Below are 13,057 nucleotides of genomic sequence, written 5' to 3'. Positions count from 1 at the left end.
TCCGCGTAACCCGCGTGTTGACGATCGCCGGAAGTTGTGGTGTGCTTACGTCCATGGTTGAACCGATCCGATGGGGAATCCTGGCGACCGGCAACATTGCATCGACCTATGTAGAAGATCTTGCCCTGCTCGACGACTGCCAAGTCACCGCCGTGGCCTCGAGGTCGTCGGATCGTGCAGCCGCGTTTGCCAAGAAGTACGACATTCCCCACGCTTGGGATTCCGTCCAAGCGCTTGCCAAAGACCCCGATGTGGACATCGTCTACGTCGCCACTCCTCATTCCCACCACTACATTCCGACCATCCAATTGCTCGAGGCCGGCAAGCACGTGCTGTGCGAGAAAGCGTTCGCCTACAACGCCGGCCAGGCGAAGACCATGTTCAACGTCGCCCGCGAGCACCAGCGGTTCCTCATGGAGGCCATGTGGACCCGCTGCAATCCGGCGATCCGGGAGATGCGCCGCGCCATCAAGGACGGCATGATCGGCGAGGTCATCGCCGTGCACGCCAACTTCGCGATCACCGGCGACATCCCGCCGACACACCGCCTGCGCAACCCGGACCTGGCCGGGGGCGCGCTGCTCGACCTCGGCGTCTACCCGATCACTCTGGCGCACTTGGTGCTCGGCGTTCCCGACACGGTCCGAGCCGAATCCATCATGACGCCCGAGGGCGTGGATTCGTACACGGCGATGACCTTGCGGTACCCGAACGCGATCGCCCAGCTGTCGTGCTCGTTCATCGGCGGGGCGTCGAACGCCGTCACCATCTCCGGTTCCGAGGGGCGCATCGAGCTGTACGACTACGCCTACCGGCCCAGCGGCTACACGCTGATCCGCTACGGCGAGGCGCCACGGGTCTTCGAGGCGCCGTACGTCGGGCACGGATACGTCCACGAGGCGCTCGAGGTGCACAGAGCACTGCGGCAGGGCCGGCTCGAGTCCATGTTGGTCCCCCCGACGAGCACCATCGAGGTCATGGAGATCATGGACGAGGTGCGCAAGCAGATCGGACTGCACTACCCGGGCGAGACCCGCCCGCTCTAGCTTGGTCGTCAAGCCTTTGTACTGGTGAGGGGCTGCTTGCGTTGCTCGCGGTGTGGCCGCGCACATGACCGTCCACGTGGCAGTACAGGCGCGCCCTGGCAAGCCGCTCCGGTGCCGGCTTCAGGAGCCATAAACGAGCGAAGCCCTTGCTGTTCGAGATTCTCTTTGTGTAGCAATGAGAATCTCAAGCAGGGGCTTCGCTCGTGTGCGTTCGGGGTCGCCTCACCAGCACCGAGGCTTGAAAATCAAGCTAGGGCCGATGAGAACCACTCAATCGGCCGGGCGCGAAGCGGGAAACGCGTGTCGGCGAGCGGCGATCACCGCCAACAGCACCGGAACCCCGAGCACGACGACGCTCCACGGCAGCGAGAGCGGCCCGAACCACACCAACAGCAGGCCGCCGACCGCACCGCCGACCGCAGTGGCCGCGTTCCACAGCGTCACGATCAGCGCCTGCACCGTGTCCGCCGCTTTCGCACCGGCCTGACCCGCCGCCGTCTGCAGCAGCGTCGGCACACCTCCGTGGCCCAGGCCCCACAACGCCACGGCGACATAGACCAGCGCGGGGTTCTCGGCCAGGACCGCCAGCCCCGCGGCGGCCAACGCGGTCGCCGCCATGGCCCACACCGTCAGCGCCCGCAGGCGCCGGTCGATGTGCGCGCCCACGATCCAGATGCCCGCGATGGAGGCGATGCCGAACACCAGCAGGACCGTGTCGATCGCCTCGCCCATGCCGAATCGTTCAAGGTAGATCGCGATATAGGTGTAGAGCACGTTGTAGGCCACCACGTACGCCGCGGTGATCGCCAGGATCGCCGGAATGCCGGGAATGACGACCGCCCGCAGGACCGGGACGCGGTGCTCCGCGCGCTGACCCGGGAAGTTCGGAACGATGGCGACGATCCACACGATCGCCGCGACCGCAAGGGCCGACATGACGCCGAACGCTTCGCGCCAGCCGAGCGTGCCGCCGATGAAGGTCCCGACCGGGACGCCGAGTGCGAGTGCGAGCGGGATGCCCGCCATGACGATCGCGATGGCCTTGCCTTGGAGACCGGGCGGGGCCATGCGGCGGGCGTAGCCGACCATGAGCGCCCACGACAGGCCCGCGGCCATGCCGGCCACGAATCGGGCGCCCATCGTCAGCACGTAGTCGGAGGAGACGGCGGTGACGGTGTTCGCGGCGACGAACCCGGCCATCGCGGCCAGCAGCACCGGCTTGCGTCCCCATCCGGAGGTGACGGTCGACAGCGGGATCACCGTGAGGGCGGTGCCGATGGCGTAGACCGTGACCGCCTGGCCCATGGCCGACTCGCTGACGCCGAGGTCGGCGCGCATGCCCGGCAGCAGTCCGGCGGGCAGGGCCTCGGTGATGACGGTGATGAACACGGCGGTGGACAGGGCGAGCAGCCCGAAGACGGGAAGCCGCTCAGCGGTGCGGGCCGATGGACCGTCGGCCGGTTCCGAGGCGGTCGGAATGATCGTTTCGCTCATGGAGTGTAGTGTCGAACGTTGACGCTAATGTCAAGGTCTACTGGATATGGTATGAGGTGGCGCACATGAGAATCGGGGAGCTGGCGCAGCGCACCGGGACATCGACGCGGGTCTTGCGCTACTACGAGCAGCACGGTCTGATCGCCGCCGAGCGCCTGCCCAACGGCTACCGGGACTTCGGCGAACACAACGTCGATCGAGTCGGCCAGATCCGCGGGCTCATCGACGCCGGTATCCCGGTCAAGATCATCGAGCAGATCTTGCCCTGCCTGGGCGGACCGCACGACATCTACTTCCCCGATCCCGAGCCGGAGATGCTCGCCCTGCTCGAAGAGCAGTTGGAGCGCATGACCCGCAAGGCCGAATGCATCTTGGGCAACCGCGACGCGATCGCCGACTACCTCGACCGCGTCCGGAGCGGTCAGGCCGGCGAACCGACGCGGGACGTCGAGCAGCAGCAGGCGAGCTGACGCGCATCGCCCGCCGGCGCCACGGTGCCGGGCCCCATCGGATCCGGGCGGCACACCGACCGCTTACGGTTTCGCGCTGTCATCAGGCTTGCTCCGTGCGCGCGCTCAGCATCGGGTGTGGGACTCGGGCACGAGGCGCGCACACGTCTTGCGGGCACATCGTCTCCCACACCGCATGGTCGCACTCCGCATGGCCGCTGATTCTATTATGGACATGTAGGGCAGGACGGTCGCACGGCCGTGATGCCACCTGCCTTTTGCTCGCGCTGACGCTGTCCGGCTGCGGACACGCCATACGTCCGACGCTATTCCCCTGAACATCGCACCTAACAGTCGATCTGCGTGCGAGCCCGTTCCCGCCGAGCGAGGATCGCGGCCCGCTTCTCACGGAGCCAGACCGCGCGCTTCTCGGCGCTCTCGAACGTGGCCTGCTCGGCCTCCTCCACGGTGACGCCGTGGCGGGCGGCCTCGCTGCGGAACAGCTCGTCCAGGCCCGGCACGAGCGCCATGCACGGCCCGGTGAAGAAGCCGGTCTGCGCTTCCTTGGTGCGGACCCAGCCCTTGTACTCGATCTCGCACACGTACTGGCGCCGGCCGGCCTCCGGGTCGCGCAGCGCCAGTTCGGAGGCCATCGCGTACAGCGTGAAGACGACGGCGGCGGCCTTCTCGCCGACCCAGCCGGAACCCGGGACCGGCGGCAGGAAGTTGCCGATGGTCTCGGAGACGGTGTCGGTGGCGAGCATCTCGATGATGCCGTCGAGGGTGCGGGTGCGGATCGTCCGCACCTTGGGCCACTTCGCGGTGGCGTCGTCGAAACCGACTTCTTCGGGACCGATGTCGATGGCGCCGAGGCGGTCGAGCTGACTGATCAGCAGGCCGGTGCCCTTCGGCGGCTTCTCGCCGGAGGTGATGATCGTGGAGAGGCTGAACCGCCACGGCTCCTGGACCGGCGCGGGCGGGACGGGCAGCCGCGCGATGAATCTCGCGATGTCGTCCTCGTCGAACCCCGACGTCAGGCTTCCCACCAGGTCGACGGCCTTGCCCTTGGTGGCCGAGGCGCGGTCGACGACGGCGCCGGTCTTGACCGCGGCGGCGTCCTTCGCGGCGTTGACCCGTGCCTGCGCGGCGGCGGTCGCCTCGTCTTTGACCCCGACGGCCTCCTACTTGACCTGGGTGCCGACGTCCTTGGCCTGCTGAGCGACTCGCTCGAACCGATCCTTCAAACTCATGCGGGCAATCTACAGAACCCCCGCAACGGGCCGCTCACGTCCCGTCCACTGAGGCCGGCGTGCCGCCGATGTCAGCGCTGGTCGAGGTTGCGCCGGGCACGGTCGCGCATCTGGGGAGGCATGTAGCTGTCGAGCATCGCGGAGAAGTCGAACTTGTCGCCGACGAACTGCTGGGCCATCTCGGCGGACTGGATCGCGTACCCAGCGAGGGCCTCGTCGACGGTCGACCGGATGGTGCCGCTGAGGGTCTGGTGGCGGCGCATGGCCATCTCGTCGATGCCGATCTCGGCGACGCGGCCGTCGGCGTCGAGCTTGACTCGGACGAGGCCGTCCTCGGAGAACGCTTCGACGGCGTTCGCGTCCAGTTCGGCGCGCATCTCCTCGTATTTACGGAGAGTCTGCTCGGCGTCGCGCTGCATCGCCTCGAGTTTGGCGAGCATCGCTTCGGGATCGGGGCGCGGGTCGCGGTCACTCATCGCTGGGGCTCCTCGTCTCCGGTCGGGTTCGTCAGGCCGGCGCCGAGGATGCCGCTGATCGTGGCCGTCAGTTCGGTCTCGAGCTTGTGGTTGGCGGTTCTGATCGTCTCGACGATCATCTCGCCGAGCTCGACGCCGCTCATCTGGAACGCGCTCTGGCGCAGGTCCAGTTCCTTGATGCGGCCTCCGGGGCTGGCGACGACGAGGACCTCGCCGTGCTCGCTGACCGCCTCCGCCTGGGCCTCGGTGGCGATCCGCTGCACCTCCATGGCCCTTCGCCGCATGTCGTCGGTCTCGTCCGCGGGCATGGGCCCCCCTTTCTGTGGACGCGGCCGTTCGGGCTAGCCGCTGCTCCCTGCGATGCTATAGGCGCGGTGCTCGCGCTCCTCACCGTCCGGGCGCCGCAGCGGACGCGCCGATGGGTAGGGACGCGGCTGCGGCGATCGCCAGGTGGCCTCGGCGCTGACGCGGCGGTGGGTCATCGCGGCGGGGAAGACCGGGCTCGCGTGCCCGGCGGCCGCGAGCAGGACGAGGGGCAGCCGTTCGCCGGGGCGCGATTCGACGCTCACACGTCCGCATTCGCTGACGGCGACCTTCGGTTCAGGTTCTCGGTCATCCATGTTTCATGGTTCTCGACGGTGGAGGCAGGGGTCCAGGGCAGGCGAGTGTTCGCACTGCCCCGGAACCCCAGGAGGTCTACGCGTACGGGTCTTCTTCCGCGTTGCCGATGCCCCACACATCGTCTTCCTCGACGAGCCAGGTGTCCTTGCCGTCTTCGTTCTCTCCCGCGCCACCCATGCCGCGGCCGCCGCCGCCCATCATGCCGCCCATGCCGCCGCCGCGACCGCCGCCGGCGCCGGCGCCGGAGCCCTTGCCAGCACCCGCGCCCATGCCGCCGCCTTTCATGCCGCCCCTGCCACCGCCGGCACCGCCACCGGCGCCGCGGCCCATGCCGCCGCCACTGGCCACCATGCCGCCGGGCATGCCGCCGCCCGCACCACCGCCGACACCGCCGCCCAGACCGCCACCGGCACCGCCACCGAGGCCCCCGCCGCCGACGCCACCGCCGATGCCGCCGCCCAGACCGCCACCGCCGCCGGCCAGACCACCGGAGATGTCGTCAGGATCGGTAAGCCCAGAACTCCACGGGTTGTCGTCGCCAAGGCCGCCGCCTCCTTCGTAGTCTCCGAGGCCACCGCCGCCGCCCGTGCCGCCCCCGAGGCCGCCGCCGCCACTGCCACCGCCGAGGCTTGAGAGCTCACTGGGCTTTTGCATGTCGCCGAGACCACCGCCACCGGCACCGCCGCCCATGCCCGGCATGCCACCGCCACCACCACCGGTGTCGAGACCACCGCTTCCCGGCTTGTCGGTTTGACCGTCGTTGAAGGCGGTCTTCTCACCGGGTTCGTGGTCGGGCTCGATCTCGGTCACCTGCATATCGGCAGTGCTGTGCCGGTCGGTGACCTCTTCGTTGACTTCGGCCGCCTCGGCCTGGAGTATTTCCTGGCCGTCGTTGCCCATGGCTTCTAGCCGCTCGTCCGCGAGCTGATCTGCCTTGTATTGGGCGAGGTCGTGGCCCTTGCGTCCGTCTTCTTCATAGTCCGGATTGTTGTTGAGGTATTCCATCCAGCGGTTGTATTCCGCTTCGCGCTCCTCATGGACCTCATCGACAATGCCGGGATCGAATCCCGCGAGTTCAACGGCTTCCTTGGTCTCCTCGTCCGCCTTGATCTCGCAGGTTTGGTAGAACGGGGGACGGATGTGGATGGCCTGAGACCCGCATCCGGTGTTCTCCAGGAAGAACTTCGGGGCCGGATACACGATTGCCGTGCCCCCCTGCTGGTCGAAGATCTCACTCTGCTTGTCGTCAAGGATTTTGACGATGCCACCGTTGCCGTCTTCGCCGGCGATGTCTTTCATGATGGTCTTGCAGTTCCTGACGACGATCTGCGCCTGCTCTTCGAAGCCGTCGTAGTCGTCGCCCTTCCAACCGTCGGCGAGAGTGCTCAGGCTCGTTTCAAGGATCCCGGGGATACTCTCGAACAGACCGTAGAATTCCGTCCACTTGTCCCGGATCGTATCGAGGGCATAATCGGCTTCCGGTTGGGGCCTGAGCGACGCGACCATGCTCTGGATCGTCTCTCCAGGGGGGAGGAGCATCGTCCCCTCACGGGCAGCGCGGATCGACGTGATCTGGTTCGCCTGAGGAACCGCCGACATGAGCCTGATCCATGCCTCTTCGGCAGGGTCTTCCGCATCGTTGGTGCATTCGCCCGTACCGCAGTAGGGGTTGACCCTCAGGTCATTCTCGGCGTTCTGGAACTCCGAGCCGCTCTGGCCCCCTTGAACCTCTTCGTATGGGGTGCGCTCGAATTCGTCTTCTTCAGCCATTCTCGCTACTCGCTCTCGATCTTCTCGAGGATGTCAGCCTGAGTTTGGGGCATGTACTCATTGGCGATCCAGTCGAGGATCTCCTCTTCGGTGAAGGGGTAGACCGGGTCCGCACCATCGCGGACGGCCGGATCATGCAGGAAATCTACGGAGATGTAGAGAATCCATGAACCATATCGGCCGTATGCGTTGATGTAGTAGCGGTTACTCCCGCCATCCGCACCAATGTAGTAGCTCTCATCCCACTCACCACCGAGCTCGCCTTCCTGCTCGTTGCTGTAGCCGATACCCGACAGGTTCTCTTCGCGGTCGGCCAGACGGTCCTGGAAGTTCTGGGACGCATCTTCCTCTGTCGACCAAGGGACTACACCGGCCATGATCGAAGCGTCGCCGGTGATCGCCGAATCGACCGAACCCACGGATTTCGAATACGTCGCCAGGTCGAACAGGCCCGAGCACGTTGCGGCTTCGGCATCCAGCCCTTCTCCGATGGCAGCGTTTATCAGCTCGCTGTCGAGTGCGGTGACTCCCATGTATTCCCGGACGGGGTTGAGGTCGTCGAGCGCGTCGCAGCCTTTCCAGTCCATCATCTTGGCTGTGGAGAGGTCCGCGGAATCTCCACCGTCGCTGTCGCCCGTCGCGCCGTCGGGCGGCAGGTCGGAACCGCTCCCGCCGCAGCCGGCCAGCAGCATACCGGCGATCCCCAGAGTTGAAACGGTCTTGACGACGGTCGCCTTCCGAATCATGATCCGTACCCTCAATTCTCTTGCTGGTCGGCACCGCTGGTGTCGCCGAGCAGATCGTCATAGTTGGCCTGCATATCTTCAGAAGCGGCCACATCAGATTCCTCGGACAGTTCGGCCGACTCGTTGAGCGTCCTGATCATGCCGTACATCGCTTCACGAAGGTCCTGCAGATTGTTCCAGGTCGTCTCATGGAACTGCGTGTAGTTATCCCTGGCGGTGTCCGACCCTTGCATTTGCCCAAAGGCCGGCATCCGCCCGAGGGGCTCTCCGTTCTGGAGTACAGGAATGATGGACTCCAAGTGCTCCAGCTGAGCACGAACGATGTTCCGATAATCTTCGAGGGCTTGAGCGTCGACTACTCTCTCAGCCATGGAGTTCCCTATCTGTGAGCCTGATAAGAACCGTCTGCTCCCACGACGTCCGCGAGCGCCTCCACTGCAGCAGAGTGCCGCAATGCCGCCGAGGGACGCTGCCGAGCGCCGCAAAGGGCTCGCGATCGAACTCACGATCGGGCATGAAGTCCTCCGGGGAATACGGCTGGTCTGGGTGGGTGCATACCGGATTCGAGGCTAGCAGGAGCATGCAACCCGTGTCGGACAGCGACCGCCCCCTGACAGGCGTCCCGACCGCCGGACGGTGCTGTTCCAGACAGATTGTCGAGGTGTTCTCCTCATAGGAGCGCGGGGACGGCCGCAATCACTGTCACCAATCGATATCGTATCGTTATATTCATCAAAGACGCAGCTAGTAGCGGCCCTCAACGTTCGCGGGCTTCCCAGACAGGGCCGCCATTTATGACGGAATCTGCCCGACGCGATCCGGCGGGCATGGCTGGAATGGTTGGGGTTCTGCGACAACGGTTCGTTCTGCGGGTGTCGGTGCCGTCGCGTGCGGGTATGTGGTCTAGATGTCGCCACACGGGATTTCACGATTCGGGTTCGCTTCCGCCGAGGACGTCGACCTGGAGCCGAAGTCGGCCTACCGGGACGAGGACGGGCAGCGGTATCTCGGCACGGGTCCGTTCCCGGTGCACTTCGATGCAGCGGAGGCGTTCCGGCTCGGTGAGTCGGTGCGGGTGAATCCCGGCGAAGGGCTTGGCGTGCTCGATGTCTTCGTGTGCACCAACGTTTCCGCCAGTGCCACCGGCGTGCTGTTGATCGACGGGCAGGTCATCGGCGCCGGCGACGGCCGCTACCAGGTGCAACTGCCGCCCGGGACGCATCAGGTGGAGGTGCAGGGAGCCGAGGGCGCGAGCTGGGAGTTCTCGGTCGCCGCGGGCGAGCGGGTGTGCTTCACCAGCGGGCACGGCGTCGCCCACTACCAGCGGCCCGGCTACCGCACGTGGCTGTACCGAGTGAAGGACGAGTCGCGTTTCTATCCGCTGGTGAACCGGTCCGCGGCCATGAGCGCCAGCTTCGGGTGCCTGTTGACTGTGATCGGGCTCCTCGTCGTCATCGGCGCTGCCACCTGGGCCGCCGTGGGCGGAGGCAGGATCGCTGAGACCGTCGCCGCGATAGCGGTCCTCGTGGCCGCGGGCGGGCTGGTCGCGGGCGTCGTCATGGGCGCCACGACCGCGCAGCGGGTGCGGCGGCAGATCGCCGCCGCACGCATCGACACTCGGCGGCATGCCCGCACGCGGCCCAGCTGCCTCGCCGGGGAGGCCGTCGCCTTCCCCTCGACGCAGGACCTGCACCGGTGGTGGGGCGGGACGACGGGTGTCGCCGTGGCGTTCGACCTGCTCTTGTACCGGGTCACCCGGGAGGAGGACGGGTCGGTCTCGTATTCGGGGACCGGTGAGCGGCTCGCGCTCGCCCATGCGGACCGGGTGCGGCTCTGGATCGACGGCGTCGAAGTACCCGCCGATTGGTCCACCTGGTTCTATCCGCTGGCTCCGGGGCCGCACGAGTTCGGCATCGAGTACGGCCCCGATGCCGAGGGGGATTCGGCCGTTCACGACTTCGAGTTCGCGGTCGCCGACGTCGCCGAGATCCACGTCCCGGTACGGGTCTTCCGCGTATGGGACCCATCGGACGGGCGGTTCTCGCCGCTCCCGCCGCAGGTCTCACATCGCGTTGCCCGAACGCGCCGGTCTCAGGTGTAGATCTCGTCGCCGGGCAGCTTCGGCATGTGCGCGACGACCCAGTCGTCCACGGCCCCACCGTTCTCGATCGCGGTCTGGAGCCCGGAGATCATGCCATGCAGCGTGCCGCGGAGGTATTGGAGGTTGCGCCACGTGGTGGCGTGGAACTCGGCGTACTGCACCGCCGCGTTCTCGTGCGCCCCGGGCGCCGAGCCGAAGGCGGGCGCCTTGTTCAGGGTGCCGTCGCGCAGGGACGGGATGATCTCGTTCTCGAGCTCGTCGAGCAGCTCGCCCAGGAACTGCTGGTAGCGCTCCAGTGCGGCCGGGTCGAACGTGCGCGTCCGCTGCGTCGCCATCTCGCGTTCCTCCTTCTAGGCGTACGGGTCGTCGTCTTCGTTGACGAAGCCCCACATGTTCTCGTGCTCGACGAGGTCGACGTCGGGGTCGCGTTCCTGGTCGTCCATGGGCATGCTGCGGCCGCCCCCGGCGCCGCCCATCATGCCGGTCATGCCGCCCTTGGCCGCTCCGGCCGCAGTCGCGGCGCCGCCGGCGCCCGCGGTGTTTCCGGCGCTGAGCGAGCCCGTCGACGGGTTCGCCCCGGCGGTCGTGACCGCGGCGCCCGCTCCCGAGCCGAGCGGGGAGCCGCCGAACGCGCCGCCGCCACCACCGCCGGCCAGGCCGCCGGTGCTCGCTTCGTCTTCGTCGTCCGCTTCGGGCTCCTGCCACGGCCGGTCCTGGCCGGGCGGCTCCCCCGAGGGCGGCTCGAGCGACGGGTCCTGCGTCGTCTCGGGCGAGGCGGTGCCGCTCGGCTGCTGCATCGACGGGGGTTCGAGGTCCATGTACGCGGTGTCAGCGGCGGTCGGGTACGGCTTGTCGCTGGAGGTGGTCCGCATCGACTGCTGCTCGGCGTCGTTGTCGGCGCTGCGCTGGTTGATGTCATCGTCGACGCCCGCGTGCCGCGAGTCGTAGTCCGACCAGTGCTGCTCGACGACGGCCCCGTATGACTCCACCGCATCGGCCACCGCGAGCTCCTTGGCCTCGTCGACGGTGATCCCCTTGGGGTCGAGGCCGTCGCGCTCGATGTTGACCGGGCTCTCGTAGTACTCGATGTAGTGCTCGACCTTCTCGTCGATGAAGTCGATGATCTCGGTGGCGAGCTCGGGGTCGGCTCCCGCGAGGGCGAGCACCTGCTCGGCGTCCTGGCAGGTGTGCCGGATGCAGTCGCCGTGCCACCAAGCGGGTCGGATGTGGACGGACACCCAGCTGTGCCAGTCGCCCTCGATCCAGAACTGCGGCGCCGGGTAGGGGATCTCGCCCGAGTCACCGCCTTGGAGCGTGTAGATCTGCTCCTCGGTAGCCTGGAGCTGGGCGACGGTGGTGTCGACGTCGTCGAGGATGTCGTCGACGAGCTCGCGCGTCTCGGTGCAGACCCGCTCGAACGCTTCGAAGTCGGTACCGGACCAGCCCTCGGACAGGCCGGTGAGGTTGCCCCTGATGCGCTCGGACCAGTCGGCGAGCTTCCCGGCGACCTCCTCGGTCCAGCCGTTCCGCAGCCGCGCCAGCGAGTGCTCGTCGGCGTGCTCGGGCCGCACCGCCGCCACGGCCGCCCGGAAGTCCTCTTCGGTCGGATAGGACATGCCCTCGACGCGCGGCCGCAGCCGGTAGAGCTGGTCCTCGACGGGCACGGCCGAGACGAGCTGCTGCCAGGGAACCTCGGCCGGGTGTGCGGTGGGGTTGCCGCATTCGGCGGTCGAGCAGGCTCGCATCGCCGGTGGCGCGAAACCGATGTCGTCGGGGAGTTCGGCGGTGTCCGGCTGGGTGGTGACGTCGCCGAACGCCGGGGCGGCGGCCGAGGGCGACGCGGCGACGAGCCCCTCGTACTGATCCGACTGGGTCTGGTCGTCACTCATGGGTGCGCTCACCTCGACGGGGCTGGGGGCTGTCTTCCCGTACACGGTAGCAACCCTGGTCCAGCCCCGCCTCGGATCCGGTGACCGACGCCTCCTCGATGACGCACCGCCAGGCGTGCAGGCACCGATCGGTCGGGTCGGGCGCGGCGTAGACGTCGACCCTGAAGGCCAGCGCGGTCCTGCGCCCATGCTGCACGCTGAAGGCGGTCCGCCTCGTTTCGGCCGGGGCCTCGTCGGCGACGGGCATCGGCGAGTGCGGTGCGGTCACCTCAATGACGTGGTCGCCGGGGCTCAGCTCCGTCCACATGCGCGTCCAAGCCGCGGCGATGTGTCGATCGCGATCCGCGGAGCGGGCACGGCGAAGCGATGCCGGATCGGGGCGATCTCGCCGGTGTCGGCAAGGTTCCGGTCGTGCGGGGCGCCGAGGCTTCGGACGCCGCCTGCCTTTCGTCGCAGTGATGCGGAGATGCGGACGACCTCGTCGATCATCCGGCCGGTGGTCTGGCCGGCCTTCTCGCCCTCCTCCGGCGCGCTGTCCATGGTCGCGACCACATCCTCGGGCAGATCTTGGCGGAGCTGCTCGGTGGACTGCTCCCGCAGTGTATTGCGGGCCTGCGAGACCAGGGCCGTCAAAGCCTCGCCGAGGCCTTCGACGCCGCGGGCGCGGGCGTCCGGCCCGATCCGGACTTCGGCGATGGTCCGCTCCGAACTGGTGACGACCCCGACGTCCCCCTCTTCGGTGACGGCCTCGGCGGTGAACACCTCGGTCGGTTCGGGCTGCTCGGGCGAGGCGGCCCCGCGCATGTGGTCGAGGACGCCGCCGAGATGGGCGGCGAGCGCCTGGTCGCGTTCGGGGCTGCGGCCGAGGGTGGCCGCGGGGCCTTCGATGCCGAGGCGGCGGATCATGTCGGCGAAGGGCTCGTAACCGCCGGCGACCATGGCCTGCTGAAGCTGCCCGATCGCGTCGATGCTCGATTCGAGCGCACGCCTGCCGTCCTCGGTCGGGTGCGGGAGGCGTTCGCCGATCTCGACGACGATGCGGGCGAGCTCGTTCGGCGGCAGTCGGCACCCGGCGCTCGAGACCTCGACGGTCACGGACCCGTCGCCGGCGAGCCGGAGAGTCACGTACTCGTCGATGTCGGTCAGGCTTTGCTCGGAGGTCCGGTCCACCGCTGCTCCTCCGCGTAGTCGGACAGTGCATTCGACCATAGCCGA

Annotated in this window: 15 protein-coding genes; 3 read left to right on the top strand and 12 right to left on the bottom strand. The window is 67.8% G+C overall.

Annotation, left to right across the window (positions count from 1 at the left end; genetic code table 11):
- Positions 1–53: 53 nt before the first annotated feature.
- Entirely contained in the window at positions 54–1,046 is a 993-nt protein-coding gene (locus ACYVK3_RS15890) for a Gfo/Idh/MocA family protein (protein ID WP_460498316.1), read from the top strand.
- Positions 1,047–1,316: 270 nt separating this feature from the next.
- Here the strand turns inward: ACYVK3_RS15890 and ACYVK3_RS15885 are convergent, their stop codons facing one another.
- The gene (locus tag ACYVK3_RS15885) at positions 1,317–2,540 is read right to left on the bottom strand and encodes an MFS transporter (protein WP_460498315.1); all 1,224 of its coding nucleotides are present in this window, start codon (positions 2,538–2,540) and stop codon (positions 1,317–1,319) included.
- A 65-nt stretch (positions 2,541–2,605) separates the two neighbouring features.
- On the opposite strand from ACYVK3_RS15885, the gene ACYVK3_RS15880 reads away from it, so the two are divergent.
- A complete protein-coding gene (locus ACYVK3_RS15880) occupies positions 2,606–3,010 on the top strand; it encodes a MerR family transcriptional regulator (RefSeq protein WP_460498314.1) in 405 nt (134 codons plus the stop codon).
- A 326-nt stretch (positions 3,011–3,336) separates the two neighbouring features.
- Here ACYVK3_RS15880 and ACYVK3_RS15875 read toward each other — a convergent pair whose 3' ends face one another.
- From ACYVK3_RS15875 to ACYVK3_RS15845, 7 genes are all read right to left on the bottom strand, one after another.
- Entirely contained in the window at positions 3,337–4,035 is a 699-nt protein-coding gene (locus tag ACYVK3_RS15875) for a hypothetical protein (protein ID WP_460498313.1), read from the bottom strand.
- Between the two features lie 275 nt (positions 4,036–4,310).
- Positions 4,311–4,715 (bottom strand): YbaB/EbfC family nucleoid-associated protein, encoded by a 405-nt coding sequence (locus tag ACYVK3_RS15870; RefSeq protein ID WP_460498312.1) that lies wholly within the window; start codon positions 4,713–4,715, stop codon positions 4,311–4,313.
- A complete protein-coding gene (locus ACYVK3_RS15865; protein ID WP_460498311.1) occupies positions 4,712–5,023 on the bottom strand; it encodes a YbaB/EbfC family nucleoid-associated protein in 312 nt (103 codons plus the stop codon). Before ACYVK3_RS15865 ends, ACYVK3_RS15870 begins: the two co-directional genes overlap by 4 nt.
- A gap of 33 nt (positions 5,024–5,056) precedes the next feature.
- Positions 5,057–5,335, bottom strand: coding sequence for a hypothetical protein (locus ACYVK3_RS15860; protein ID WP_460498310.1), 279 nt, complete (start codon positions 5,333–5,335; stop codon positions 5,057–5,059).
- A 76-nt stretch (positions 5,336–5,411) separates the two neighbouring features.
- The gene (locus tag ACYVK3_RS15855) at positions 5,412–7,106 is read right to left on the bottom strand and encodes a hypothetical protein (protein ID WP_460498309.1); all 1,695 of its coding nucleotides are present in this window, start codon (positions 7,104–7,106) and stop codon (positions 5,412–5,414) included.
- A gap of 5 nt (positions 7,107–7,111) precedes the next feature.
- Positions 7,112–7,852 carry a hypothetical protein gene (locus tag ACYVK3_RS15850; RefSeq protein ID WP_460498308.1) on the bottom strand — a complete coding sequence of 247 codons (741 nt, stop codon included), beginning with the start codon at positions 7,850–7,852 and terminating at the stop codon, positions 7,112–7,114.
- An 11-nt stretch (positions 7,853–7,863) separates the two neighbouring features.
- On the bottom strand, positions 7,864–8,223 hold the full coding sequence (locus tag ACYVK3_RS15845) for a hypothetical protein (protein ID WP_460498307.1): 360 nt from the start codon (positions 8,221–8,223) through the stop codon (positions 7,864–7,866).
- A gap of 536 nt (positions 8,224–8,759) precedes the next feature.
- Between ACYVK3_RS15845 and ACYVK3_RS15840 the strand changes: the two genes are divergently transcribed.
- Positions 8,760–9,953, top strand: a complete 1,194-nt coding sequence (locus ACYVK3_RS15840; RefSeq protein ID WP_460498306.1) for a hypothetical protein — start codon at positions 8,760–8,762, stop codon at positions 9,951–9,953.
- On the opposite strand, the gene ACYVK3_RS15835 is transcribed toward ACYVK3_RS15840, so the two are convergent.
- From ACYVK3_RS15835 to ACYVK3_RS15820, 4 genes are read right to left on the bottom strand one after another with little or no spacing between them, the layout of a single operon-like run.
- Entirely contained in the window at positions 9,944–10,288 is a 345-nt protein-coding gene (locus tag ACYVK3_RS15835) for a hypothetical protein (RefSeq protein ID WP_460498305.1), read from the bottom strand. The two genes, ACYVK3_RS15840 and ACYVK3_RS15835, sit on opposite strands and share 10 nt — an antisense overlap.
- Before the next feature lie 15 nt (positions 10,289–10,303).
- The gene (locus ACYVK3_RS15830) at positions 10,304–11,842 is read right to left on the bottom strand and encodes a hypothetical protein (protein ID WP_460498304.1); all 1,539 of its coding nucleotides are present in this window, start codon (positions 11,840–11,842) and stop codon (positions 10,304–10,306) included.
- On the bottom strand, positions 11,835–12,149 hold the full coding sequence (locus ACYVK3_RS15825; protein ID WP_460498303.1) for a hypothetical protein: 315 nt from the start codon (positions 12,147–12,149) through the stop codon (positions 11,835–11,837). The genes ACYVK3_RS15830 and ACYVK3_RS15825 overlap by 8 nt, the downstream gene beginning before the upstream one ends.
- Positions 12,134–13,012: a hypothetical protein gene (locus ACYVK3_RS15820; protein WP_460498302.1), complete on the bottom strand. Its 879-nt coding sequence runs from the start codon at positions 13,010–13,012 to the stop codon at positions 12,134–12,136. The genes ACYVK3_RS15825 and ACYVK3_RS15820 overlap by 16 nt, the downstream gene beginning before the upstream one ends.
- Positions 13,013–13,057: the final 45 nt, after the last annotated feature.

Source organism: Glycomyces tarimensis, from assembly GCF_054776215.1.
The sequence above is the reverse complement of the archived record's forward strand: the minus strand, read 5'-3'. Positions and strand labels throughout refer to the sequence as shown.